General features: G+C 72.3%; 23 protein-coding genes. 11 read left to right on the forward strand and 12 right to left on the reverse strand.

Features of this window, described 5'->3' with window-relative positions:
* Nucleotides 1–21: 21 nt before the first annotated feature.
* A complete protein-coding gene (acnA, locus tag SD460_RS24330; RefSeq protein ID WP_290059797.1) occupies nt 22–2,832 on the reverse strand; it encodes an aconitate hydratase AcnA in 2,811 nt (936 codons plus the stop codon).
* 348 nt (nt 2,833–3,180) lie between these two features.
* Between acnA and SD460_RS24335 the strand changes: the two genes are divergently transcribed.
* Complete coding sequence (locus tag SD460_RS24335) at nt 3,181–4,491, forward strand: NlpC/P60 family protein (protein ID WP_318307207.1); 1,311 nt, start codon at nt 3,181–3,183, stop codon at nt 4,489–4,491.
* 44 nt (nt 4,492–4,535) lie between these two features.
* Complete coding sequence (locus SD460_RS24340) at nt 4,536–5,246, forward strand: methyltransferase domain-containing protein (protein ID WP_290059799.1); 711 nt, start codon at nt 4,536–4,538, stop codon at nt 5,244–5,246.
* Between the two features lie 2 nt (nt 5,247–5,248).
* Here the strand turns inward: SD460_RS24340 and SD460_RS24345 are convergent, their stop codons facing one another.
* Nucleotides 5,249–5,647: a DUF1801 domain-containing protein gene (locus SD460_RS24345; protein WP_290059800.1), complete on the reverse strand. Its 399-nt coding sequence runs from the start codon at nt 5,645–5,647 to the stop codon at nt 5,249–5,251.
* Between the two features lie 54 nt (nt 5,648–5,701).
* Between SD460_RS24345 and mobA the strand changes: the two genes are divergently transcribed.
* The 4 genes from mobA to SD460_RS24365 all read left to right on the forward strand — a co-directional run bounded on the left by mobA (nt 5,702) and on the right by SD460_RS24365 (nt 9,416).
* Nucleotides 5,702–6,247 carry a molybdenum cofactor guanylyltransferase gene (gene mobA / locus SD460_RS24350; RefSeq protein WP_318306778.1) on the forward strand — a complete coding sequence of 182 codons (546 nt, stop codon included), beginning with the start codon at nt 5,702–5,704 and terminating at the stop codon, nt 6,245–6,247.
* A gap of 169 nt (nt 6,248–6,416) precedes the next feature.
* Entirely contained in the window at nt 6,417–7,487 is a 1,071-nt protein-coding gene (locus tag SD460_RS24355; RefSeq protein ID WP_290060657.1) for an AAA family ATPase, read from the forward strand.
* 7 nt (nt 7,488–7,494) lie between these two features.
* Nucleotides 7,495–8,439 (forward strand): DUF58 domain-containing protein, encoded by a 945-nt coding sequence (locus tag SD460_RS24360; RefSeq protein WP_290060658.1) that lies wholly within the window; start codon nt 7,495–7,497, stop codon nt 8,437–8,439.
* Nucleotides 8,436–9,416 (forward strand): VWA domain-containing protein, encoded by a 981-nt coding sequence (locus SD460_RS24365; RefSeq protein WP_290060660.1) that lies wholly within the window; start codon nt 8,436–8,438, stop codon nt 9,414–9,416. Before SD460_RS24360 ends, SD460_RS24365 begins: the two co-directional genes overlap by 4 nt.
* A gap of 1 nt (nt 9,417) precedes the next feature.
* On the opposite strand, the gene SD460_RS24370 is transcribed toward SD460_RS24365, so the two are convergent.
* The 7 genes from SD460_RS24370 to SD460_RS24400 are packed head-to-tail and all read right to left on the reverse strand — an operon-like array spanning nt 9,418 to nt 15,166.
* On the reverse strand, nt 9,418–9,927 hold the full coding sequence (locus SD460_RS24370) for a hypothetical protein (protein ID WP_290060661.1): 510 nt from the start codon (nt 9,925–9,927) through the stop codon (nt 9,418–9,420).
* A gap of 23 nt (nt 9,928–9,950) precedes the next feature.
* Nucleotides 9,951–10,412 carry a tRNA (cytidine(34)-2'-O)-methyltransferase gene (locus SD460_RS24375; protein WP_290060662.1) on the reverse strand — a complete coding sequence of 154 codons (462 nt, stop codon included), beginning with the start codon at nt 10,410–10,412 and terminating at the stop codon, nt 9,951–9,953.
* A gap of 3 nt (nt 10,413–10,415) precedes the next feature.
* A complete protein-coding gene (locus SD460_RS24380) occupies nt 10,416–10,838 on the reverse strand; it encodes an acyl-CoA thioesterase (RefSeq protein ID WP_290060663.1) in 423 nt (140 codons plus the stop codon).
* Between the two features lie 16 nt (nt 10,839–10,854).
* Nucleotides 10,855–11,799 (reverse strand): TAXI family TRAP transporter solute-binding subunit, encoded by a 945-nt coding sequence (locus tag SD460_RS24385; RefSeq protein WP_290060664.1) that lies wholly within the window; start codon nt 11,797–11,799, stop codon nt 10,855–10,857.
* Nucleotides 11,796–13,181 (reverse strand): sensor histidine kinase, encoded by a 1,386-nt coding sequence (locus SD460_RS24390; RefSeq protein ID WP_290060665.1) that lies wholly within the window; start codon nt 13,179–13,181, stop codon nt 11,796–11,798. Before SD460_RS24390 ends, SD460_RS24385 begins: the two co-directional genes overlap by 4 nt.
* A 4-nt stretch (nt 13,182–13,185) precedes the next feature.
* On the reverse strand, nt 13,186–13,854 hold the full coding sequence (locus tag SD460_RS24395) for a response regulator transcription factor (RefSeq protein ID WP_318306779.1): 669 nt from the start codon (nt 13,852–13,854) through the stop codon (nt 13,186–13,188).
* 7 nt (nt 13,855–13,861) lie between these two features.
* Nucleotides 13,862–15,166 (reverse strand): MFS transporter, encoded by a 1,305-nt coding sequence (locus tag SD460_RS24400; protein ID WP_290060668.1) that lies wholly within the window; start codon nt 15,164–15,166, stop codon nt 13,862–13,864.
* A 184-nt stretch (nt 15,167–15,350) separates the two neighbouring features.
* Here SD460_RS24400 and fabG point away from each other — a divergent pair, with 184 nt between their 5' ends.
* Nucleotides 15,351–16,055, forward strand: coding sequence for a 3-oxoacyl-ACP reductase FabG (gene fabG / locus SD460_RS24405; protein WP_318306780.1), 705 nt, complete (start codon nt 15,351–15,353; stop codon nt 16,053–16,055).
* Between the two features lie 32 nt (nt 16,056–16,087).
* Nucleotides 16,088–16,855, forward strand: coding sequence for an enoyl-ACP reductase FabI (gene fabI, locus SD460_RS24410; protein ID WP_290060670.1), 768 nt, complete (start codon nt 16,088–16,090; stop codon nt 16,853–16,855).
* Between the two features lie 3 nt (nt 16,856–16,858).
* Here the strand turns inward: fabI and SD460_RS24415 are convergent, their stop codons facing one another.
* Together SD460_RS24415 and SD460_RS24420 are read right to left on the reverse strand one after the other, a co-directional pair.
* Complete coding sequence (locus tag SD460_RS24415) at nt 16,859–18,019, reverse strand: Cmx/CmrA family chloramphenicol efflux MFS transporter (RefSeq protein ID WP_318306781.1); 1,161 nt, start codon at nt 18,017–18,019, stop codon at nt 16,859–16,861.
* Between the two features lie 73 nt (nt 18,020–18,092).
* Nucleotides 18,093–18,677 carry a TetR/AcrR family transcriptional regulator gene (locus tag SD460_RS24420; RefSeq protein ID WP_290060672.1) on the reverse strand — a complete coding sequence of 195 codons (585 nt, stop codon included), beginning with the start codon at nt 18,675–18,677 and terminating at the stop codon, nt 18,093–18,095.
* Between the two features lie 86 nt (nt 18,678–18,763).
* Between SD460_RS24420 and SD460_RS24425 the strand changes: the two genes are divergently transcribed.
* Nucleotides 18,764–19,807: a ferrochelatase gene (locus tag SD460_RS24425; RefSeq protein WP_290060673.1), complete on the forward strand. Its 1,044-nt coding sequence runs from the start codon at nt 18,764–18,766 to the stop codon at nt 19,805–19,807.
* A gap of 110 nt (nt 19,808–19,917) precedes the next feature.
* Here the strand turns inward: SD460_RS24425 and SD460_RS24430 are convergent, their stop codons facing one another.
* On the reverse strand, nt 19,918–20,715 hold the full coding sequence (locus SD460_RS24430) for an Rv1486c family protein (RefSeq protein ID WP_318306782.1): 798 nt from the start codon (nt 20,713–20,715) through the stop codon (nt 19,918–19,920).
* Between the two features lie 100 nt (nt 20,716–20,815).
* On the opposite strand from SD460_RS24430, the gene SD460_RS24435 reads away from it, so the two are divergent.
* Nucleotides 20,816–22,213: an ATP-binding protein gene (locus SD460_RS24435; RefSeq protein WP_318306783.1), complete on the forward strand. Its 1,398-nt coding sequence runs from the start codon at nt 20,816–20,818 to the stop codon at nt 22,211–22,213.
* Nucleotides 22,210–24,174: a vWA domain-containing protein gene (locus SD460_RS24440; protein ID WP_290058928.1), complete on the forward strand. Its 1,965-nt coding sequence runs from the start codon at nt 22,210–22,212 to the stop codon at nt 24,172–24,174. The genes SD460_RS24435 and SD460_RS24440 overlap by 4 nt, the downstream gene beginning before the upstream one ends.
* The last annotated feature ends 70 nt before the right edge of the window (nt 24,175–24,244 follow it).

A 24,244-nucleotide genomic window follows, 5' to 3' on the forward strand; every position in this document is an offset into this window, starting at 1 on the left:
GGCCTTCGTCACGGAAAACCCTTACGCCTGCGTCATCTTCCGCAGCACGTACTGCAGGATGCCGCCGTTGCGGTAGTAGTCCGCCTCACCCGGGGTGTCGATGCGGACGTCCGCCTCGAACTCGACCTTGGCGCCGTCCGCCTTGGTGGCGGTGACGTGCACGGTGCGCGGGGTCTCGCCGTCGTTCAGCTTGGTGATGCCGGAGATGTCGAACGTCTCGGTGCCGTCGAGGCCGAGCGACGAGGCCGACTCGCCCAGCGGGAACTGCAGCGGGATGACGCCCATGCCGATCAGGTTCGAGCGGTGGATGCGCTCGAACGACTCGGTGATCACCGCGCGGACGCCCAGCAGCGACGTGCCCTTGGCCGCCCAGTCGCGCGACGAACCCGAGCCGTACTCCTTGCCGCCCAGCACGACCAGCGGGGTGCCCGCCGCCGCGTAGTTCTGGGCCGCGTCGTAGATGAACGCCTGCGGGGCGCCCTCCTGCGTGAAGTCGCGGGTGTAGCCGCCCTGCACGTCGTCCAGGAGCTGGTTGCGCAGCCGGATGTTCGCGAACGTGCCGCGGATCATCACCTCGTGGTTGCCGCGCCGCGAGCCGTAGGAGTTGAAGTCCTTCTTCTCCACGCCGTGCTCGGTCAGGTACTGCGCGGCCGGGGTGCCCGGCTTGATCGCGCCGGCCGGGGAGATGTGGTCGGTGGTGACCGAGTCGCCCAGCTTCGCCAGCACGCGCGCGCCCGAGATGTCGGTGACCGCCGAGGGCTCCGGCGTCATGCCCTCGAAGTACGGGGGCTTCCGGACGTAGGTGGACTCGGCGTCCCACTCGAAGGTCTTGCCCTCCGGCGTCGGCAGCGACTTCCAGCGCTCACCGCCGTCGAAGACGTCCGCGTAGTCCTTGGTGAACATCTCCTGCGTGATCGCGTAGTCGATGGTCTCCTGGATCTCCTGCGCCGTCGGCCAGATGTCCTTGAGGAAGACGTCGTTGCCGTCGGTGTCCTGACCCAGCGGCTGGGACGCGAAGTCGAAGTCCATCGTGCCGGCCAGCGCGTAGGCGATGACCAGCGGCGGCGACGCGAGGTAGTTCATCTTCACGTCGGGGTTGATCCGGCCTTCGAAGTTCCGGTTGCCCGAGAGCACCGAGACCGCGGTGAGGTCGTTCTCCTGGATGGCCGCGGAGATCTCGTCCGAGAGCGGGCCGGAGTTGCCGATGCACGTGGTGCAGCCGTAGCCGACCAGGTGGTAGCCCAGCTTCTCCAGGTACGGCCACAGGTTGGCCTTGGTGTAGTAGTCGGTGACGACCTGCGAGCCCGGCGCCATCGACGTCTTGACCCACGGCTTGACCGACAGGCCCTTGTCGACGGCGTTGCGCGCGAGCAGCGCGGCGCCGAGCATGACCGACGGGTTCGAGGTGTTGGTGCAGGAGGTGATCGAGGCGATCACCACGGCGCCGTGGTCGAGGACGAACTCGCCGCGGTCCGCGCTGGACACCTTGACCGGCTTGGACGGGCGGCCGCTGCCGCCGTTGGCCGCCGACTGGAGGTCGACCGAGTCCTCGTCCGCGAACGTCAGTGCGGCCGGGTCGGACGCCGGGAAGGTCTCCTCGACGGCCTCGTCGACCTTGGTGTGCGGGGTCTCCTGCTCGCCGTTCACGTAGTCGTGGATCGACTTGCGGAACGACGACTTCGCGTCCGACAGCTCGATGCGGTCCTGCGGGCGCTTCGGGCCGGCGATCGACGGGACGACCGTCGACAGGTCCAGCTCGAGGTACTCGGAGTAGGACGCCTCGCGCGACGGGTCGTGCCAGAGGCCCTGCTCCTTGGCGTAGGCCTCGACCAGCGCGACCTGCTCGGCCGAGCGGCCGGTCAGCTTGAGGTAGCGGACGGTCTCCTCGTCGATCGGGAAGATCGCCGCGGTGGAGCCGAACTCCGGGCTCATGTTGCCGATGGTGGCGCGGTTGGCCAGCGGCACCGCGCCCACGCTCTCGCCGTAGAACTCGACGAACTTGCCGACCACGCCGTGCTTGCGCAGCATCTCGGTGATGGTGAGCACCACGTCGGTGGCAGTGACGCCGGCCGGGATCTCGCCGGTCAGCTTGAAGCCGACGACGCGCGGGATGAGCATCGACACCGGCTGGCCCAGCATGGCCGCCTCGGCCTCGATGCCGCCGACGCCCCAGCCCAGCACGCCCAGGCCGTTGACCATGGTGGTGTGCGAGTCGGTGCCGACGCAGGAGTCGGGGTAGGCCTGGCCGTTGCGGGACATCACCGTGCGCGCGAGGTGCTCGATGTTGACCTGGTGCACGATGCCGGTGCCCGGCGGGACGACCTTGAACTCGTCGAAGGCGCCCTGGCCCCAGCGCAGGAACTGGTAGCGCTCGCGGTTGCGCTCGTACTCGATCTCGACGTTGCGCTCGAAGGCGTCGGCGCGGCCGAAGACGTCGATGATCACCGAGTGGTCGATGACCAGCTCGGCCGGGGCCAGCGGGTTGACCTTGTCGGGGTCGCCGCCGAGGTCGGTGACAGCCTCGCGCATGGTGGCGAGGTCGACGACGCAGGGGACGCCGGTGAAGTCCTGCATGATCACGCGGGCGGGCGTGAACTGGATTTCGATCGACGGGTCGGCCTTCGGGTCCCACGAGCTCAGCGCGCGGATGTGGTCGGCGGTGATGTTCGCGCCGTCCTCGGTGCGCAGCAGGTTCTCGAGCAGGATCTTGAGGCTGTACGGCAGGCGCTCGGCGCCCTCGACCTTGTTCAAGCGGAAGACCTCGTACGAGGCGTCTCCCACCTTCAGCGTGTCTTTGGCGCCGAAGCTGTCCTTGCTGGCAGGTGCGGTCACGTCTAACTCCAGTGGCGTGGACTTCCGCGCCGGTGCGGCGGTCGAGTCCCGGGTCAGTTCGGTCGGGTTCGGTGGTGGCGAGTCTTGCGCACCCCCACCGTAGGACCGGATTCGGGATGGCACACCTCGCGGTACCCCAAACAGTACGCGTGTCCTGTTTAACGGACAAGACGACACGCGGTGTGGGCTGCGCCATCCGCGACGGGGGTCCCTCAATGAGGGGAATTGGTGCCTACGGTGTGTAAGTTTCCGGTGATGCTTGTGATAGTGGTGTGACTGCAGTGACGCGCGATGTGCGCAGGTGAGCGGAGGTGGGCGGTCGTGGCGGGACGGCGTCGGATTTCGGAGGTGCCGCGCGGCCGCCGTGGACTCACCGTGAGCGCGCTCACCTTGGTGATCTTGTTCGGCGCCGGGGGCACCGGCCTCGCGGCGCCCCCGCCGCCGCCCAATCCCAGCGACTCCGACCTGAGCAACAGCAAGGCCGACGCCAACGCGAAAGCGGGTGAAGTCGGCCGGCTGACCAACCAGCTGGCCCAGGCCGAGCAGAAGCTGTCGCAGCTGCAGGACGACGTCGAGCTCAAGCAGGAAGAGGCCAACAAGGCCCTGGTCGACCTGCAGTCCGCGCAGGACGCGGCGGCGCAGGCCGAGAACGACGCGAAGGCGGCGCGCACCGAGGCTGACGCGGCGGCCGCGGCGATCGAGAAGGCCCGCAACGACCTCAAGACGTTCGCCTCCGCGAGCTTCCAGCAGGGGAGCACGGTCGGCTCGCTTTCGGCGTACCTGAGCGCCGACAGCCCGAAGGACATGCTGGCCCGCGCGCAGCTGCTCGACGCCGTCGGCGGCGACCGGCTCAACGCCCTCGACCGGCTCCAGCAGGCGCAGACGGCGAAGTCGAACAAGGACTCCGCCGCCCGCAAGGCCGCGGAGATCGCGCAGCAGAAGCAGGACGCCGCCCGCCAGGCCAAGACGAGCGCGGACTCCGCGCAGGCCAGGGCGATCAGCGCGCAGGACAGCCAGGCCACGCAGAACACCCAGCTCGAGAAGAGCAAGTCCGACGTCGAGCAGCAGCTCTACGCCGCGCAGGCCAAGGTGAGCGGCCTGCAGGGCCAGCGCCAGCGCTACCAGGACTGGCTCGCCGAGAAGCAGCGCGAGGACGAGGAACGTGCCCGTCAAGCCGCGCTCGGCTCCTCCGGCGGCGGTGGCCGCCCGGCGAGCAAGCCGGCGGCGGGCCCGGCCGGGTCGTCCATCGAGGCGGTCATCGCCCGGGCGCTGTCCAAGATCGGCCTGCCCTACGCCTGGGGCGGCGGCAACGCGAGCGGCCCGACCCGCGGCATCCGCGACGGCGGCGTCGCCGACCGCTACGGCGACTACAACAAGATCGGCTTCGACTGCTCCGGCCTGATGATCTACGCCTTCGCCGGGGTCAAGGGCCTGCCGCACTACAGCGGCTACCAGTACACGGCGGGGCGGCGGGTCCCGCTGTCCCAGATGCGCCGCGGCGACATGCTGTTCTGGGGCGGCGCGGGCGGCATCCACCACGTCGCGCTCTACCTCGGCGGCGGCCAGATGGTCGAGGCCCCGCAGTCCGGGCTGCGCGTCCGGATCGCGCCGGTCCGCTACGGCGGGATCATGCCGTACGCGACTCGCTTGATCGGCTGAAACTCGCTCGACGCCGTGCCGGGCGGGCCGACAGGATCGGCCGCGTGGACGACGAACTGAACGCGCTGCGGCGCTCGCGGATGCGCTGGAACACGCCCCTGTCCGAGACCCACGCTTCGCTGCTGCTCGACCGCATGGCCCTGGCCGGGGGGCACCTCGCCGACCTCGGCTGCGGCTGGGGCGAGCTGCTGCTGCGTGCGGCCGAGCGAGCGCCGGGCCTGCGCGCGACCGGCGTCGACACCGACCGCGTTTCGCTCGAGCGCGGCCGGGCGGCGGCTCGCGAACGGGACCTGGCGGTGGAGTTCGCCGAAGCGGACGCCGCGACCTGGGACGGTCCCGCCGACCGGGCGTTCTGCATCGGCGCGGCGCACGCCTTCGGCTCGACGAAGGCGGCGCTGGCGAGGCTCGCGACGGTGGTGCCCGCCGGCCGGGTGCTCTACGGCGACGGCTTCTGGGCGTCCCCGCCGAACCCGGCGGCGCTGGAGATCTTCGGGCCGGACACGCTGACCCTGCCGGAGCTGCTCGACGCCGCGGCCGCCGCCGGCTGGCGGGTGCTGCACGTCAGCACGGCCGACCAGCTGGAATGGGACGACTTCGAGTCGACGTCGAAGCTGGCGTGGCAGGAGTGGCTGCTGGCGAACCCTGCCGACCCGCGGGCGGGCGAGGTCCGGGCGTGGCTCGACGAGCGGCAGCGGCAGTACGTCCAGGACTACCGGGGCGTGCTGGGCCTCGCCTACCTGGTGCTGGGCCGCTGACGTCAGGCTTGCTCGCGCTTGAGCTTGCGCCAGCCGCCGGCCCGGTTGTTGGCGATGATCTGGCGGAACATCGCGGTGAGCGCGGGCGCGTTGACGGGCTCGCCTTCGCGGAAGGCGACGGTGCGGGCGGTCTTGTTGTCGTGCCCGGCCGTGATGATGCCCTCGGGGTCGGGGACGATGCCGCCGTCGTAGACGAAGACGTTGACGTGGTCCTTCGCCGCGAGCAGGGCGCAGATGTTGCCCTCGAGCACGAAGTAGGGCTGCCGGGTGCGCTTGATGGTCTCGACGACTTCGGGGTCCGCGGCGTGGACCAGCTCGCGGACTTCCCGGCAGATCGCCTGCTGCCAGCCCGGCAGGCCGTCGATGTAGGCGTCGACGCGCGGTTCGACGGTGTAGGACACGGTTCGATTGTGCCGGGCTTCACCCGGCTCGCGCCAGGCCGCTAGATTCGCCGGATGCGCTACGCGGGGATCGTGCTGGCCGGCGGCTCGGCCCGCAGGCTGTCCGGTGTGGACAAGCCGGACCTGTCGGTGGGCGGCAAGCCGCTGCTGGCCCGCGCGGTCCACGCCCTCGACGGCGCCGTCCGCGTGATCGTGGTCGGCCCCCGGCGCGCCGGCTTCGACGTCGTGTGGACCCGCGAACCGGTCCCGGGCACCGGCCCGGTGGCGGCACTGGCCGCGGGCCTCGCGTTCGTCCCGGACGACGCCGAGGCGGTCGCGGTGCTGGCCGCCGACCTCCCGGGCGTCCGCCGGTCCACAGTGGACCGCCTGGTGGCGGCGATCGGCGAGGGCGACGGCGCGGTCCTCGTCGACGCGGCCGGCGCCCGCCAGTGGCTGCTGGGAGCCTGGCGGGTGGGGGCGCTGCGGGCGGCGTTGCCGGACGAGGTCGAGAACGCGGCGCTGCGCCGCATGCTGGCCGGGCTGGCGGTGGCGGAGGTCCCGGCGGAACGGGGCGAAGCGGACGACATCGACACGCCGGAGGACCTCGAGCGGCATCGGTGAGCCGGGAACCGGATCAGCTTCACAGATGTCACACCGGGGAAGGTGTTGGCTACTGATGGGGCAAGCCGTGCGTCCGCGTGCCGGACGGACGAACGTCCGCGGGACGCAGTACGGTCGCACCGCGTGATCACCGTCGCGGGGGCGGCGCACGAACTTTCGAGGAGGCAGAGTGACCGAGCCCGGCTACGCCGAGGGCGGGAACGGCCAGCAGGCGACACCGGCGCGGGACGCCCAGTTGCTGGAGCGGACCGTGTTCGAGGTCAAGCGGATCATCGTCGGCCAGGACCGCCTGGTCGAGCGGATGCTGGTCGGCCTGCTGGCCAAGGGCCACCTGCTGCTCGAAGGCGTGCCCGGCGTGGCGAAGACCCTCGCCGTCGAGACGTTCGCGCGGGTCGTCGGGGGCTCGTTCTCCCGCGTCCAGTTCACGCCCGACCTGGTGCCCGCCGACATCCTCGGCACCCGGATCTACCGCCAGGGCGCGGAGCGGTTCGACGTCGAACTCGGCCCGGTCGTGGCGAACTTCGTGCTCGCCGACGAGATCAACCGCGCGCCCGCCAAGGTGCAGTCGGCGATGCTCGAGGTGATGGCCGAGCGGCACGTGTCGATCGGCGGGCAGACGTTCCCGATGCCCGACCCGTTCCTCGTGCTGGCCACCCAGAACCCGATCGAGAACGAGGGCGTGTACCCGCTGCCGGAAGCGCAGCGTGACCGGTTCCTGTTCAAGATCCTCGTCGAGTACCCCTCCGCCGAGGAGGAGCGCGAGATCATCTACCGGATGGGCGTCACCCCGCCCACCCCGCACGAGGTGCTCAGCCCGGCCGAGCTGGTCCGGCTGCAGGGCGTCGCGTCGCAGGTGTTCGTGCACCACGCGCTGGTCGACTACGTCGTGCGGCTGGTGCTGACCACCCGGACGCCGAACGAGCACGGCCTCGCCGACGTCGCGGGCTGGGTCTCCTACGGTGCCTCGCCGCGCGCGAGCCTCGGCATCATCGCCGCCGCCCGGGCGCTGGCGCTGGTCCGCGGGCGCGACTACGTGCTGCCGCAGGACGTCGTCGACGTCGTGCCGGACGTGCTGCGCCACCGGCTCGTGCTGTCCTACGACGCGCTGGCCGACGGCGTGCCGATCGACCACATCATCACGCGCGTGCTGCAGACCGTGCCGTTGCCGCAGGTCTCCGCCCGGCCGCAGGGCGGGACCGGCCAGGGTGGCCCGGTCCCGGCGGGCGCGCCGGTCAGGTAACCCGGCGATGGCGAAGAACGAGAAGGGCGATCGCCCTTCGTGGGCGCCGCCGGTGCTGCGCGGCGACCGGATGGAGGCCGGGCTCCGGACCCTGGAGCTCGACGTCCGCCGCCGGCTCGACGGGCTGCTGCAGGGCAACCACCTCGGCCTGGTGCCGGGGCCGGGCTCCGAGCCCGGCGAAGCCCGCCCGTACCAGCCCGGTGACGACGTCCGCCGGATGGACTGGGCGGTCACCGCCCGCACCACGACCCCGCACATCCGCGAGACCGTGGCCGACCGCGAGCTGGAGACGTGGGTCGTCGCCGACCTCTCGGCGAGCCTCGACTTCGGCACGGCGCTGTGCGAAAAGCGTGACCTGGTGGTCTGCGCCGTCGCGGCGGTCGCCCACCTCACCGGGGGCGGCGGCAACCGGATCGGCGCGCTGATCTCCACCGGCGCCGACACCGTCCGCATCCCCGCCCGCGGCGGGCTGGCGCACGCACGCGGCTTGGTGCGGAAGCTGGCCGAGACGCCCCGCGCGGCCGAGGGCACGCGCGGCGACTTCGCCCAGGCGCTCGAAGCGCTGCGCCGTCCGCCGCGGCGGCGCGGCCTGGCCGTGGTGATCTCCGACTTCCTGGGCGACAGCTCGTGGGAGCGGCCGCTGCGGGCGCTGGGCGGGCGCCACGAACTGATCGCGATCGAAGTCCTCGACCCGCGCGACGTCGACCTGCCCGAGGTGGGCACCGTCGTGCTGGCCGACCCGGAGACAGGGAAACAGCGCGAAGTGCACGCTTCGGCCTTGCTGCGCAAGGAGTTCGGGGCCGCGGCCCACGCCCACCGCCAGCACGTGGCGGCCGGCCTGCGGCGCGCGGGTGCGGCCCACCTGACGCTGCGCACGGACGCCGACTGGATCGCCGACATGGTGCGGTTCGTCGTCGCCCGCAAGCGCCGCTGGTCCGGGGGTGTGGCGTGAGTTTGACGGGCTTCACCGCGCCTTGGTGGTTCCTGCTCCTGATCGCGGTGGCGGCGGTCGCCGTCGGGTACGTGCTCGCGCAGCGGGCGCGCCGGAAGCGGACCATGCGGTTCGCGAACCTCGACCTCCTCGAACGGGTCGCGCCGAAGAGCCAGGGCTGGGTCCGGCACGTGCCGGCGGTGCTGATCGTGCTGTCGCTGCTGCTGCTCACCGTGGCGCTGGCCGGGCCGACCGCCGAGCAGAAGGTGCCGCGCAACCGGGCCACCGTGCTGCTGGTGATCGACGTGTCGCTGTCGATGGAGGCCACCGACGTCGCCCCGACGCGGCTGAAGGCGGCCCAGGACGCGGCGACGCAGTTCGCGCAGAACATGACCCCGGGCATCAACCTGGGCCTGATCTCGTTCGCGGGCACGGCGACGGTGCTGGTCAACCCGACCACCGACCGCAACGGCGTGATCAAGGCGATCGAGAACCTGAAGCTGGCGCAGTCGACGGCGACCGGTGAGGGCATCTTCGCGGCCCTGCAGTCGGTGGAGAGCTTCTCCACCGTCGTCGGCGGCGCGGACGGACCCCCGCCCGCCCGGATAGTGCTGATGTCCGACGGCAAGCAGACGGTGCCGGAAGACCTGTACGCGGCCCGCGGCGGCTACACGGCGGCGCAGGCGGCCAAGCAGGCCGGCGTCCCGATCTCGTCGATCTCGTTCGGCACCACGCACGGCTCGGTCGACATCGACGGCAAGGCCCAGCCGGTGAGCGTCGACGACGAGTCGCTGCGCGAGATCGCACGGCTCTCCGGCGGCGACTTCTACAAGGCGGCCAGCGCCGAGGAGCTGAAGAAGGTCTACGCGGACCTCGGCGAGCAGATCGGCTACGAGATCAAGGACGCCGACGCGAGCAAGCCGTGGCTGGTCGCGGGCACGCTGATCCTGATGATCGGCGCGGCGGCCAGCCTGTTCTACGGCCAGAGACTCCCGTGACTCAGGCTCGGCGGACGCCGTAGAGGCTTCCGCCGAGCAGGGTCACCCCGGAGAGCACCCCGCTGACGAACGGAACCCACGCCGGCGCGCCGCCCAGCAGGGCCAAGCCGACGACGCCGAGCACGGTCAGCACCACGCCGACGACCAGGATCGAGCGGGTCTTCCACGCCGAGGCGAGCGCGACGAAGTGGAGCCCGACGACCGTGGCGATCCAGGCGACGTTCGCCTCCACCGGCGCTTCGAGCAGGTTCAGCACGAAGAACCCGGCGACCAGCAGCACGACCTCGCCGATCACGATCACGCGGTAGCTCGGCCCGAACACCGGCCGCCCGTCCAGCGTGGGCCGCCCGCCCGCACGGAAGCCGAGGACCACCACCGCCACGAGCGCGAGAACGGCGAGGGCCCGCAGCACCCAGCCGATCGCGGCCGGCAGCGGGGAGCCGGAGTTGACGAGGACGAACACGGTGCCGAACGCGGCGCCGATGAGCGCCCCCAGGAACTGCTGTCGCATCCGGCGAACCTACCGGACGGCGATCAAGTACCCGCGAAGCCGTTCTGCCGCCAGGCTTCGTAGACCGTGATCGCGGCGGTGTTGGCCAGGTTCAGCGACCGGCTGGTCGGAAGCATCGGCAGCCGGACGCGCTCGGTCACCTCCGGCGCTTCCTGCACCGAAGCCGGCAGACCCACCGACTCGGGCCCGAACATCAGCACGTCGCCCGGCCCGTAAGCGACATCGGTGTACAGCCGGGTCGCCGACGCGCTGAACGCGTACACCTTCGCCGGCAGCAGCTTTTCCCACGCCGCGGCGAGGGAAGCGTGGACGTGGACCCGCGCGAGGTCGTGGTAGTCGAGCCCTGCCCGGCGCAATTGCTTGTCCTCCAACGTGAAGCCGAGCGGCTCGATCAGGTGCAGCTCGCAGCCGGTGTTGGCGGCCAGGCGGATCGCGTTGCCGGTGTTGGGCGGGATTTCGGGCTGGTAGAAGAGAACGCGGAACACGGCTCAGCCCTCGAGCAGGGCCGCGTAGACCTTGCGGACGGCGTCGGGTGGCGGGGCCGGGCGCAGCGTGGCCGGGTCGATGAAGACGTACCGGACGTTCGCCGCCTGCACGAGCGTCTCGCCGCGGTGGATCTCGAAGTCGAAGACCAGCGACGTCGTGCCGAGGTGGTTCAGGTACTGCGAAACGACGAGTTCGTCGTCGTAGCGCGCGGGGGCGCGGAACTTCAGGTTCGCCTCCGCGACCACGACGTCGACGCGGTGGGCGAGGAACTCGTCGTGCGAACCGAACAGGGCCTTCTCCGCCTCGAACGCGCACATGTCCACATAGGCCAGGTAGTGGGCGTTGAAGACGATGCCCTGGCCGTCGCACTCGTGGTAGCGCACGCGCAGCGGCATCTCGACGATCGGTCGGCGGGGTTCGGTCACCGGCCCAATCTAGCGCTCAGCCGTGCAGCGCCCGGTAAGCGGCCGCCGCACCCGGCTGGAGGGGGACCGGCTGCGTGCCGATCAGCGTCCGGACGTCGAGGAACTGCGTGCCGACGGCCTCGGCCGGCACCAGCGCGGTGGCCCGTTCGACGAGCAGCCGGACCACCGCCGCGGCGACGTCGTCCGGCAGTGCGGGGGAGCAGACGAGCAGGTTCGCGACGCCGATCGTGCCCAGCGCGCCGACCCCGCGGTACGCGCCGTCGGGCACCTGGACCTGGTCGTACACCGGGCCGTACGCGGCGCGCAGCGCGGGCACCACCGAATCGAGGGGCAGCAGGGCGATCGGAGTGGTGCGGGTCAGCTCGGTGAGCTTGGGCGTCGGCACGCCGCCGGACCACAGCATCGCGTCGATCCGGCGGCCGGCCAGCGCGCGGACGGCGTCGTCGAACAGCAGGTGCCGGGCGTCGACCGCGACCCCGGCCTTCGCGAACAGCCGCTCGCCGAGCTGGGCCGCGCCGGAGCCGCCCGCGCCCAGCGACACCGGACGGCCGTCGAGGTCGGCCAGGCGGCGCACCGGCCCGTCGGCACGTACCACGAGCTGCAGGTAGTTCTCGTAGACCCGGCCCAGCGCGAGCAGCGGCACCTTCGCGTCGAACGGGGGAGCGCCGTTCAACGCCGTCTGGGCGACGTCGGTGAGCGCGAGGCCGAGGTCGGCCCGGCCGCGGCGGACGAGGTCGACGTTCGCCACGCTGGCCTCGGTCGGCACCGCGGTGGCGTGCAGCAGCGGTTCCGCGCGGCTGAGCTCGGCCGCGAGGAGCTCGGCGAAGGCCAGGTAGAAGCCGCCGCGCTCGCCGGCCGCGATGGTGACCGTCCGTTCCGCGCCGCGGTACCCGGACGTCGAACACCCGGCCAGCGCGAGGCCGAGGCCGCCGAGCAGGGCGGTGCGCCGGGCGATGGTCATGGCGCCTCCGGCAGCGTGACGCGGACTTCGAGGCCGTGCGGCTCGGCCTGGCGCAGTTCGAGGACGCCACCGCGGGTGCGCACCTGCTGGTGCGCGATGGCCAGCCCGAGGCCGGTGCCGCGCGGGGCGCCTTCGCCACCCGCGCGCCAGAACCGTTCGGTGGCCCGCGCCCGGTCCTCAGTGGACAGTCCAGGGCCGTCGTCGCGGACGACGAGGGTCGCCGTCTCCGCCCCGGCTTCCCAGTCCGTCGTGATCTTCGCACCGCGGCCGGCGTAGTGGACGGCGTTGTCGAGCAGCACGTCGAGGATCTGCGCGAGTTCGCCTTCCGGGCAGCGCACGGTGACCGGCTCGGCGTGGCCCGGTGGCGGCACGAGCGCCGAACCGGCGTCTTCGGCGGCCGGGCGCCAGGCGTCGACGCGCTCGGCGAGCACGGACGCCAGGTCGCACGTCTCGTCCGTGCCCCCGGCCGCGACCCGCGTCGCCGTGCTCTCGGCGAGTGCAAGGGCCAGCAGTCCGTCGAGGAGCTTCTCCAGGCGCTCGACCTCGGCGACGGTGGCCCGGTAGGTGGCGCCGTCGCCCTCGACCTGGTGGGCGAGCGAGTCGACGCGCAGCCGCAGCGCGGCCATCGGGTTCCGCAGCTGGTGCGAGGCGTCGGCGACCAGCCGGTGCTGCTGGTCGGCCGCCTCGAGGACGGCCTCGGACATCCGGTTGACCTCGGCGGCCAGCGACCGCAGCTCGCGGGGTCCGGCTCGTTCCGGGACGTGCGCGCGGTGTCCGGCGGCGACGGCCAGCACGCCGGTCTCCAGCTCGTGCAGCGGCCGCACCATCCACCGCGCGAGCACCACGGCCAGCAGCACGAACACCACCGCTACCAGCAGCGCCCCGGCCCCGATGGTGCCCCAGCGGGTGGCGACGTCCGCGGCCGCCGCCGTGACCGAGGCGCGCAGCACGACGACGCCGGAGACGCGCGTGCCGGTGCCGACCGGGCGCGCGAAGTAGGCCGGTTCGGCCGACCACGGCGACAGGCCGTCGACGCGCGGTGCCGGCTCGTTGCGCATGGTCGCTTCGACGAGCGCGTGCACGGCCGGGTCGGCCGCGGTCAGCCCACCCGCCTGCACCAGCGGGACGCGCCGGGCGTCGACGATGACCACGCCTTCGCCGTAGAGGCCGGCGTACCGCGCCGCGTCGGCGGCGAGGGCCGCCGGGTCGCGGGTGTCGACGGCCTGCTGGGCCAGCACGACGAACCGGTCGACGTCGGCGGTGCGGGAGATGACCAGCTGCTGGGTGCGCTGCTCGGCGGTGGCGGTCAGCAGCGGCACGGCGAACGCGGCGACCACCGCGAGCGCGAGGGCCACCAGGACCACCAGCAGCCGGGCGCGCACGGCGTCAGTCCCGGCCGAGCCGGTAGCCGAACCCGCGGATGGTGGTGAGCAGGCCCGGCCGGTCGAGCTTCGCGCGCAGCCCGGTCAGGTGGACGTCGAGCGAGCGCGAAACCGCGAGGTAGGCGTCACCCCAGACCTCGTCCATGAGCTGCTGGCGGCTGACCGCGGTGCCCGGGCGGGCCGCCAGCACGGCGAGGATCTCGAACTCCTTGGTGGTGAGCCCGACGTCGTGCCCGGCGACGAGCACCCGCCGGGCGCCGAGGTCGATTTCGACGTCTTCGACGTGCACGACGTCCCCGGCCGGGGCTTCGCGGGCGACCGCGCGCCGCACGACGGCGTCCATGCGGGCCAGCAGCTCGGCGAGCCGCACCGGCTTGGTCAGGTAGTCGTCGGCGCCGAGGCGCAGGCCGCGGACGACGGACCGCTCGTCACCGCGGGCCGTCAGGACGATCACCGGAACCGGCGACACGGCCCGGATCTTGCGGAGGACGTCCAGCCCGTCGAGGTCCGGCAGCCCGAGGTCCAGGAGCACGAGGTCGGCGTCGCGGTGGCGGTGCAGGGCGTCGGCGCCCCGGCCGACGCTGGTGACGGGATGACCGCGCGCGTGCAGCGACTCGGCGAGCGCGCCGGCGACACCCGCGTCGTCTTCGACGAGGAGCACGCGCACGGTCATCCCCTTGTCAGCGTTCTTCCAGCTCCGACGTCCTCGAAGTTTCCCGCATTGTGCCGTAGACGATCAGGGAGACCAGGACGGTGCCGGTGACGTACCAGAAGAAGACCTGCTCGTGCCCGGCGCTCTTCAGGGCGAGTGCGATGAACTCCGCGGTGCCGCTGAAGATCGCGACAGTCAGCGCGTAGGGCAGGCCGACGCCGAGCGCGCGGATCTTCGTCGGGAACAGCTCGGCCTTCACGATCGCGTTGATCGACGTGTACCCGGCGACCACGACGAGCCCGGCCAGGACGAGGAAGAACGCGCCGACCGGGTTCCGGGTCGAGCCCAGCACGGTCATGATCGGCACGGTGAGCAGGGTGCCGCCGATGCCGAAGAACAGCAGCAGCGGACGGCGGCCGATCCGGTCGGACAGCCTGCCGAACACCGGCTGCAGGATCGCCGCGACGAGGATCGCCACGAAGAGGACCACGGTGACCGACCGCCGCGGGATGTGCGCGGTGTTCTCCATGAACTTCTGGCTGTAGGTGGCGAAGGTGTAGAAGCTGACCGTGCCGCCCAGGGTCAGGCCGACGACGAGCGCGATCTCCTTCGGGTACTTGGCGAGCTCGCGCAGGGTGCCGCGATCGTTCCCCTTGGCTTCGCGCTCGTAGCTCTCCGACTCGTCCATGCCACGGCGCAGCCACATCACGCTGAGCGCGGCGACCGTGCCGACCCCGAACGCGATCCGCCAGCCCCACGCGCTCAGCTGCTGCTCGGTCAGCAGGGCCTGGAGGATCAGCTGGAGGCCGAGGGCGAGCAGCTGGCCGCCGTAGAGCGTCACGTACTGGAAGCTCGAGTAGAAGCCGCGCTTGCCGGGGGTGGCCACTTCGGACAGGTAGGTGGCCGAGGTGGAGTACTCGCCGCCGACGGACAGCCCCTGCACGAGCCGGGCGACGAGCAGCAGGATCGGCGCGGCGATCCCGATCGTCTGGTAGCCGGGGATGACGGCGATCAGCGCCGACCCGCCGGCCATCATGGTCACCGAGAGCACGAGCGCGCTCCGCCGCCCGTACCGGTCGGCGATCCGCCCGAGCAGCCACCCCCCGAGCGGCCGCATGAGGAACCCGACCGCGAACACGGCGGCGGACCCCAGGAACGCCGCGGTGGTGTCGCTGGTGGGGAAGAAGGACTTGGCGAAGTAGGTGGTGAACGCGGCGTAGGCGTACCAGTCGTACCACTCGACCAGGTTGCCGATGGAGCCGCGCAGCACGTTGCCGATCACGCGCTTTTCGCTCACGCCCCCACCGGCGGTGGGGCTGATCCGGGTTGTCATCGTCGACCTCCTGTGTTGCGACTCACGGTGACCAACCAGCGGGTAACCAGCAAGGTCGGGAGGCAGTTCCTTACACGTGCTTAGGACGGTCGGGCCCACCCCGGGCGCGCCTGCGCGACAGGGGAGCACTGCCGATAGCCTCGTGCCGGACATCAGCGCACGGTCGACGAAGAGGGAGAACACTGTGGGACGGTCGGTCTTGGTCACCGGGGGCAACCGGGGCATCGGGTTGGCGATCGCCCGGGACCTCGCGGAGCAGGGGCACCAGGTCGCCGTCACGCACCGTGGTTCGGGGGCGCCCGAAGGGCTGTTCGGGGTGCAGGCCGACGTCACCGACACCGAGCAGGTCGACGCCGCCTTCAAGCTCGTCGAGGAGCACCAGGGCCCGGTCGAGGTGCTGGTGTCCAACGCCGGGCTGACCGACGACACGCTGCTGATGCGGATGAGCGACGAGCAGTTCGAGCGCGTCATCAACGCCAACCTGACCGGCGCCTACCGGGTCGCCAAGCGCGCCTCGCGCGGGATGCTGCGCGGCAAGTGGGGCCGGTTCGTCTTCATCTCCTCGGTCGTCGGCCTTTCCGGCTCGGCCGGGCAGGCGAACTACGCGGCGAGCAAGGCCGGCCTGGTCGGGTTCGCGCGGTCGCTGGCCCGTGAGCTCGGCTCGCGCAACATCACCTCGAACGTCATCGCGCCCGGCTTCGTGCACACCGACATGACCGACGAACTGCCCGAGGACCGCAAGAAGGAGATCCTCGCGCAGGTGCCCTCCGGCCGGTACGCCGAGCCGTCGGAGATCGCCGCCGCCGTGCGGTACCTGGCTTCCGACGACGCCGGCTACGTCAACGGGGCCGTGCTGCCCGTCGACGGCGGCCTCGGCCTCGGTCACTGAAACCCCCACCCCGAACCAGACTTGGAGGACCCGTGCCCGGACTGCTCGAAGGCAAGCGCCTGCTGATCACCGGCATCATCACCGACGCCTCGCTCGCCTTCCACGCGGCCAAGATCGCGCAGCAGGAGGGCGCGACCGTCGTGCTCACCGGTTTCGGCCGCATGTCGCTGGTCAAGACCATCGCCAAGCGGCTCCCGGAGCCGGCGCCGGTGCTCGAGCTCGACGTCACCAACCAGGAGCACCTGGACAGCCTCGCCGACCGCGTCCGCGAGCACGTCGACGGGCTCGACGGCGTGCTGCACTCGATCGGCTTCGCCCCGCAGAGCTGCCTCGGCGCCCCGTTCCTGGACGCGCCGGCCGAGGACGTCAAGACGGCGGTCGACGTCTCGGCGTACTCGTTCATGTCGCTGTCGAAGGCGTGCCTGCCGCTGCTGGGCCGCGGCTCGTCGATCGTCGGCATGGACTTCGACGCCCGCGTCGCGTGGCCGGTCTACAACTGGATGGGCGTCGCGAAGGCCGCGCTCGAGTCGGTGAACCGGTACCTGGCCAAGGAACTCGGCCCGCAGGGCATCCGCGTCAACCTGGTCAGCGCGGGTCCGATGAAGACCATGGCGGCGAAGTCGATCCCGGGCTTCTCGGACCTCGAAGACGGCTGGGGCGACCGCGCGCCGCTCGGCTGGGACAGCTCCGACCCGGACCCGACGGCGAAGAGCGTCTGCGCGCTGCTGTCGGACTGGCTGCCGGCCACCACCGGCTCGATGATCATGGTCGACGGCGGGGTCCACGCGCTCGGCATCTGATCGTCACACGCGTACCGGCTCGCGGTCGTCGTTCCGCTGGACGACGACCGCGACCGTGAGCGCCACCAGCGTCGCCGCGCCGAGCGCCAAGCCGGTCCAGGCGACGCTCGGGAAGCCCAGGCCGGCGCCGATCGCGACGCCGCCGAGCCACGGCCCGATCGTGTTGCCGACGTTGAACGCCGCTGTCGTGCTCGCGCCGACGAGGGTCGGCGCGTCCCCGGCCACGGCGTACGTCCGCACGTTCAAGGCCGGGTTGGCCCCGAACCCCGCGGCGCCGAAGACGAGCACGGCCGCCACGGCCACCACCGCGTCGGTCGTGAGGGCCAGCACGAGCAGGGCCGCCAGCGCGAGCCCGACGCAGCCGTAGAGCGTCGCGAACGGGTGCCGGTCGGCCAGCCGCCCGCCGGCCGTGATGCCGAGGAGCGCGCCGACGCCGAACAGGGCCAGCACGCCCGGGACCCACTCCGCGGGCAGGCCGTCGGTCTCGGTCAGCAGCGGCGCGAAGTAGCTGAACGCGGCGAAGATCATGGCCTGGCACAGCGCGATGACGCCGAGCGCGAGCCAGACCCGGCCGCGCCGGTACAGCCCCAGCTCCGTGCGGACGCTCATCCCGCCGCCGGTCGTCTCCGGCACGAGCGCGGCCACCCCGGCCGCCGCCACGAGTGTCACCGCCGCGACCGCCCAGAACGCCGTCCGCCGGCCCGCGTGCTGGCCGATGAACGTGCCCGCGGGCACGCCGGCGATGTTCGCCACGGTCAGCCCGCCGACCAGCACCGCCATCGCGCGCCCCCGGCGCTCGACGGGGACCAGCGCGATCGTCGTCGCCACGGCGACGGCCCAGAAGCCGGCGCAGGCGAGCGCGGCCACCACCCGCGTAGCGAACAGGAGCGCGTACCCCTCGGCGAGGGCGCCGACGACGTGCGCCCCGAAGAAGACCGCGAGCAGCGCCAGCAGCGTCCGGCGGCGGGGGAGCCGCAGCGTGCCGATGGCCAGCAGCGGTGCCCCGACGACCATGCCGATCGCGAAGGCGGAGATGAGCAGCCCGGCGTCGGGGATGCTGACGCCGAGGTCGGCGGCCATCCCGGGCAGCAGTCCGGTGATCATGAACTCGGACGTGCCCAGCGCGAACACGCTGAGCCCGAGAACGAAGACGGCCAGGGGCACGGGTCCTCCTTGGTTGTGTATCGATCGGTTCAAAATGAACGTGGAAAAACGACCGCTCGATCCAAAATGCGGGTCAGCGGGCGATCAGGGAGGAAAGGGCCAGGTCGGCGACCGCGTGCATGGTCTCGCGGCTGGTGCCCCGGCGGGCCATCACGCGCAGGCCGGAAATCGTGCTGAGCAGGAACTCCGCGACGTCGGCCGGCACCAGGCCGTCCCGGAGGCTGCCGTCGAGCACGCCCTCGCGCGCGCACTGGGCGAACAGGGCGAGGTTCTGGTCGGTGTCGGCCCGCAGTGCGGCCCCGACTTCGTCGTCCGGCAGGCCGAGCTCGGCGAGGGTGTTCACGACGAGACAGCCGCGGGGACGGTCCGCCAGGTCGGCCTCGACCGCGGTGTCGAGGACCGCCGCCAGCCGCTCGGCCGCGGTGCCGGGGCCGTCGAGGATCGCCTTCCGCTTGCCGAGCTCGCGGGTCGTGTAGTGCGCCAGCGAACGCTGGAAGAGGGTGCGTTTGCTGCTGAACGTGTTGTAGACGCTGCTGCGGCCGAGCCCGGTCGCCGCGCACAGGTCCTGGGTCGACGTCGCCTCGTAGCCGTGCTCCCAGAACGCTTCCATCGCCCGCTCGACGGCGGCGGACTCGTCGAACTCCCGTGGCCTGGCCATGGGGCCACCGTAGCAGGGTTTTAGACCGATCGATTCACAACGGGGCCGAGTCAGCGTGCGGGCCGCCACATCGGCAAGATGAGGGGGTGGGATACGACGCGTTGCTGTGGCTTTCGTTCGGCGGTCCGGAAGGGCCCGAGGACGTCATGCCGTTCCTCGAAAACGTCACCAGGGGCCGGGGCGTGCCGCGGGAGCGGCTGCTCGAGGTCGCCGAGCACTACCAGCACTTCGGTGGCGTTTCGCCGATCAACAAGCTGAACCGCGACGCGATGGCGGCGGTGGAGAAGCAGCTTTCGGCGGCCGGAATGGACCTCCCGGTGCACTTCGGCAACCGCAACTGGCACCCGATGGTCGAGGACACCCTCGCCGAGCTGACGGCGGCCGGCGCGAAGCGGGTCCTGGTGTTCCCCACGAGCGCGTACGGCGGCTATTCGGCGTGCCGGCAGTACGACGAAGACATCGAGCGCGCCCGCGCGGCGGTCGGCGCCGGGGCACCCGAACTGGTGAAGCTGCGCCAGTTCTTCGACCACCCGCTGTTCGTGTCGGCGAACGCCGACGGGGTGCGCGCGGCACACGCGGCGCTGGGCGACGCGCCGGGCGTCCGCACGGTCTTCACCGCGCACTCGGTGCCCGACAGCGCGGACAAGGCGTCCGGCCCGCCGGCGGAGGGCGGCCACCGTTATTCGCGGCAGATCGCCGAGGCAGCCCGGCTCGTCGCGGCCGAAGCGGGGATCGCGGAGTACGACGTGGTCTGGCAGTCGCGGTCCGGCCCGCCGCAGGTGCCGTGGCTCGAACCGGACATCGTCGACCACATCGACGCACTGCACGACCAGGGCGTCACCGGGGTGGTCGTCTCGCCGATCGGGTTCGTCTCCGACCACCTCGAAGTGATCTGGGACCTGGACAACGAGGCGGCGGAACGCGCGGCGGAGCACGGCATGGCCTTCGCCCGCGCGGCCACCGCGGGCAGCGACCCGCGCTTCGCGGAGCTGGTGGTGGAGCTGATCCGCGAGCACACCCACGGCGCGACCCCGCGCAAGCTGTCCCCGTTCCCGTCGGCGGGCTGCACCGTCAACGGCGCCCCGTGCGCGATCGGCTGCTGCGAACAGGCCAAGCGCCCGGCTCGCTGACGCGCGCTGCAGCAGGAATGCGCCCCAAGGCGGCCTTGGTTGCGTCAGACGCACCGAAGGCCGCCTTGGTCGCGTGAGACGCAACCAAGGCCACATTGGGGCGCTTGGGGTCAGCCCTCGCGGGCCGTCTGCTCCGCGAAGACCCGTACGGCTTCGTTGACCGCCGCGCACCGGGCCGTGCGGACCGCGTCCGACAGCGGCCGCAGCGCCTGGGCCCGCAGCGTCGACGCCGAGGCCGACAACGCGCCGCCCGGGTCGTCCGTCGACGCGACCACCAGGATCGCCGCGATCTCCTCGGCCCGCTGCAGCACCCGCAGGGCACGCCCGGGCGTGCCGGCCGGCCAGTCGACGTCCGGCCGGGACCGCAGGTGCGCCGAGAGCTCCGCGCGCACGCCCGGCCGGTCCGAGGCCACGTCCAGCGCCTGCAGGGCACCCGCGCTCGCCCGGATCGCGTCGGTCAGGCCGTGCTCGGCCTCGGCCAGGCCGACGTACTCCGGCCGGGCAGGCGAAGACAGCGAGTAGACGGTCCACCGGACCAGGCCCTCGGCGATCGGCTCCGGCACCAGGCCGAAGCCGAGGTCGGCGAGCACCACCGCGTCGCCGGCGCGCAACGCCGCGTCGGTGAACGGCCCGCCGCCGCCGAGGCCGCGGACGTCGCCCGGGACCGGCAGGACCAGCTGGAAGGATTTCGCTCCCTGCGAACGCAGCGCCATCAGCAGCTGGACGGGGGTGGCCGCCCGGTTGAAGGCCAGCGGCAGCGCGAACGCCTCCGCGGCGGCCGCGTCGGCGGCCACCACGTCGTGGGCTTCACCCCACGCGAGCAGGGCGTCGAGCACATCGTCGGAAGCGGCGGCTCCGTTCAGCCACGCGCTGGACCACACCGCGAAAGTCGCACTGGGACGGCACACGACGCCCTATTTTACCGGCTCGCCCCGTACCGGCAGTGCGCGCCCACGCTGGAGTCGCTCCACATCGACGCACCGCCGATCCGGCAGTAGCGTCGACCGGGTGAACGCTGTTCCAGACACGCTTCCCCGCACCGCCGGGGCCCTGCGAGCGGCCGGGTACGCACCGCTGCCGATCGCGCGAGAGATCCACGACAACCTGCTGACCGCCCTCAAGAACGGCGAAGACGCGTGGCCCGGCATCGTCGGGTTCTCGCGCACCGTGCTGCCGCAGCTCGAACGCGCGCTGCTGGCCGGCCACGACGTCGTCCTGCTCGGCGAACGCGGCCAGGGCAAGACCCGCCTGCTGCGCACCCTCGCCGGCCTGCTCGACGAGTGGACGCCCGTCATCGAAGGCTCCGAGCTGGGCGAACACCCGCTCGAGCCGATCACGCCCGCGTCGATCCGCCGCGCCGCCGAGCTCGGCGACGACCTGCCGGTGGCCTGGCGCCACCGCTCCGAGCGCTACACCGAAAAGCTCGCCACGCCGGACACCTCGGTCGGCGACCTGATCGGCGACGTCGACCCGGTGAAGGTCGCCGAAGGCCGCAGCCTCGGCGACCCCGAGACCATCCACTTCGGCCTGGTCCCGCGCGCCCACCGCGGCATCGTCGCCATCAACGAGCTGCCCGACCTCGCCGAGCGCATCCAGGTCGCGCTGCTCAACGTGATGGAGGAGCGCGACATCCAGGTCCGCGGCTACACGCTGCGGCTGCCGCTGGACGTCCTGCTCGTCGCCACCGCAAACCCCGAGGACTACACCAACCGCGGCCGGATCATCACCCCGCTGAAGGACCGCTTCGGCGCCGAGATCCGCACCCACTACCCGCTCGACGTCGAGGCCGAGGTCGCCGTCGTCAAGCAGGAGGCGAACCTCGTCGCCGAGGTCGGCGAGCCGCTGCTCGAGGTGCTCGCCCGGTTCGTCCGGAACCTGCGCGAATCGACGGTCATCGACCAGCGCTCCGGCGTCTCGGCGCGGTTCGCCGTCGCCGCGGCGGAAACCGTGGCGGCCGCGGCCCTGCGGCGCGCGGCGCTGACCGGAGAAGAGCCCGCCGTGGCGCGGCCGGTCGACCTCGACGCCGTCCCGTCCGTGCTGCGCGGCAAGATCGAGTTCGAACCCGGCGAGGAAGGCCGCGAGGTCGAGCACCTCGTCCACCTGATGCGCCGGGCGATCGCCGAGACCGCGCGCAGCCGCTTCGCCGGGCTCGACCTGCGCCCGCTCGCCGACGCCGTCGAGGAAGGCCACCTGGTCGCCACCGGCGAACGCGTCCCGGCGAAGGACGTCCTCGCCGCCCTGCCGGAACTGCCGGTGCTGCACGAGGTCGCGTCACGGGCCGGCGTCGGCGCGGACGAGCCCGCCGGGCGGATCGCGGCCGCCGTCGAACTCGCCCTCGAATCGCTGTTCCTGGCCCGGCGGCTGGCCAAGGACTCCGACGACACGACGACCGTCTACGGCCGATGACCGCGGTCCCGCTCCCCGACGGCTACTCCTACGGCCCGTGGCACGACGGGCCGGACCCGCTCGCGCCGCCGGCCGACCTGCGCGACGCGCTCGACGAGATCGGCCGCGACGTGATGGCCGGCGCGTCACCGCGCGGCGCACTGGAGGAACTGCTGCGCCGCGGCACCGAACGCACCTCGGGCCTCGACGAGCTGACCCGGCGGCTCTGGCAGCGCCGATCGCAGATCCAGCGGCGCAACAACCTCAACGGCACCCTGCAGGAAGTCCAGCGCCTGCTGCAGGAAGCCCTCGACGCCGAGCGGCGGGAGCTGTTCCCCGACCCGGACGACGACGCCCGCTTCCGCGAAGCCCAGCTGGACGCGCTCCCGCCGGGCACCGCCGCCGCCGTCAACGAATTGGCGAACTACGACTGGCGCTCGGCGCAGGGCCGCGAGAACTACGAGAAGATCCGCGACCTCCTCGGCCAGGAGCTGATGGAGTCGCGGTTCCAGGGCATGAAGCAGGCGCTGCAGAACGCCGGGCCCGAGGACGTCGAGCGGATCAACGAGATGCTCGCCGACCTCAACGACCTGCTCGCCGCCCACGCCCAGGGCGCCGAGGACATCCAGGAGCGCTTCGACGACTTCATGGGCAAGCACGGCGAGTTCTTCCCGGAGAACCCGCGGACCGTCGAAGAGCTGATCGACGCGCTCGCCGAGCGCTCGGCGGCCGCGCAGCGGATGCTGAACTCGATGTCGGCCGAACAGCGGGCCGAACTCGCCGAGCTGACCCAGCAGGCGTTCGGCGACCCGCGGCTCGCGCAGCAACTGTCCCAATTGGACGCCCAGCTGCGCGCGGCCCGGCCGGGCGAGGACTGGACGGGCTCGGAACGCTTCCGCGGCAAGAACCCGCTCGGCATGGGCGAAGGCGCGCAGGCGATGGCCGACCTGGCGGAGCTGGACGCGCTGGCCGAGCAGCTGGGCCAGTCCTACCCGGGCGCGAGCCTCGACGACATCGATCTGGAGGCCCTCGACCGCCAGCTCGGCAAGGACGCCGGGGTCGACGCCCGCCGGCTGTCCGAACTGGAACGCGAGCTGCGTCGCCAGGGCCTGTTCGAACGCGCCGCCGACGGCACGCTCCGGTTGTCGCCCAAGGCGTTGCGGCGCCTCGGCGAGACGGCGCTGTCCGACGTGGTGAACGCGCTGCGCGGCAAGACGGGCGACCGCGAGACCGAGTCGGCGGGCGCGGCCGGCGAACCGACCGGCGCGTCGCGGCCGTGGCGGTTCGGGGACATGCAGCCCTGGGACGTCCCCCGCACGATCCGCAACGCCGTGCTGCGCTCGGTGTCGGTGGGGGAGCGCCAGGTCCGGCTGGACGTCGAGGACGTCGAGGTGGTCGAGACCGAACACCGCTCCCGGGCGGCGGTCGCGCTGCTGGTCGACACGTCGTGGTCGATGGTGCAGGAGGGGCGCTGGCTGCCGATGAAGCGCACCGCGCTGGCCCTGCACCAGCTGATCAGCACGCGCTTCCGCAACGACGCGCTGCAGCTGATCACGTTCGGCCGCTACGCGATGCCGGTGGAGCTGCCGGAGCTGATCGGCCTGGAGAGCGCGTGGGAGCAGGGCACGAACGCCCACCACGGGCTGCTGCTGGCCGGGCAGCACCTCCGGCGGCATCCGGACGCGCAGCCGGTGGTCCTGATGGTCACCGACGGCGAGCCGACAGCGCACCTGGAACCGGACGGGGAGGCGGTCTTCGACTACCCGCCCCAGGACCGGACGCTCCACAAGACACTGTCCGAAGTGGACCGGCTGGCGAAGCTCGGTGCGTCCATTTCGGTGTTCCGGCTGGGCGACGACCCGAGGTTGACGGCGTTCGTGGACCTGATCGCCCGCCGCTCGGGCGGCCGGGTGGTGGCCCCGGACCTGGACGGCCTGGGCGCGGCGGTGGTGGGGGACTACCTGCGCACCCGGCGCCGCTGACCGCCGCGGCCCCCAAGCGCCCCAATGTGGCCTTCGGTGCGTCTGACGCACCCAAGGCGGCCTTCGGTGC

Origin of the sequence: Amycolatopsis solani, from assembly GCF_033441515.1 — a bacterium.
Classification (GTDB): domain Bacteria; phylum Actinomycetota; class Actinomycetes; order Mycobacteriales; family Pseudonocardiaceae; genus Amycolatopsis; species Amycolatopsis solani.

Coding starts and splice junctions, on each gene's coding strand:
- mobA (WP_318306778.1), top strand. CDS start 5,702: ATGCGCTACGCGGGGATCGTGCTGGCCGGCGGCTCGGCCCGCAGGCTG.
- SD460_RS24360 (WP_290060658.1), top strand. CDS start 7,495: ATGGCGAAGAACGAGAAGGGCGATCGCCCTTCGTGGGCGCCGCCGGTG.
- SD460_RS24370 (WP_290060661.1), bottom strand. CDS start 9,927: ATGCGACAGCAGTTCCTGGGGGCGCTCATCGGCGCCGCGTTCGGCACC.
- SD460_RS24385 (WP_290060664.1), bottom strand. CDS start 11,799: ATGACCATCGCCCGGCGCACCGCCCTGCTCGGCGGCCTCGGCCTCGCG.
- SD460_RS24395 (WP_318306779.1), bottom strand. CDS start 13,854: ATGACCGTGCGCGTGCTCCTCGTCGAAGACGACGCGGGTGTCGCCGGC.
- SD460_RS24400 (WP_290060668.1), bottom strand. CDS start 15,166: ATGACAACCCGGATCAGCCCCACCGCCGGTGGGGGCGTGAGCGAAAAG.
- SD460_RS24420 (WP_290060672.1), bottom strand. CDS start 18,677: ATGGCCAGGCCACGGGAGTTCGACGAGTCCGCCGCCGTCGAGCGGGCG.
- SD460_RS24440 (WP_290058928.1), top strand. CDS start 22,210: ATGACCGCGGTCCCGCTCCCCGACGGCTACTCCTACGGCCCGTGGCAC.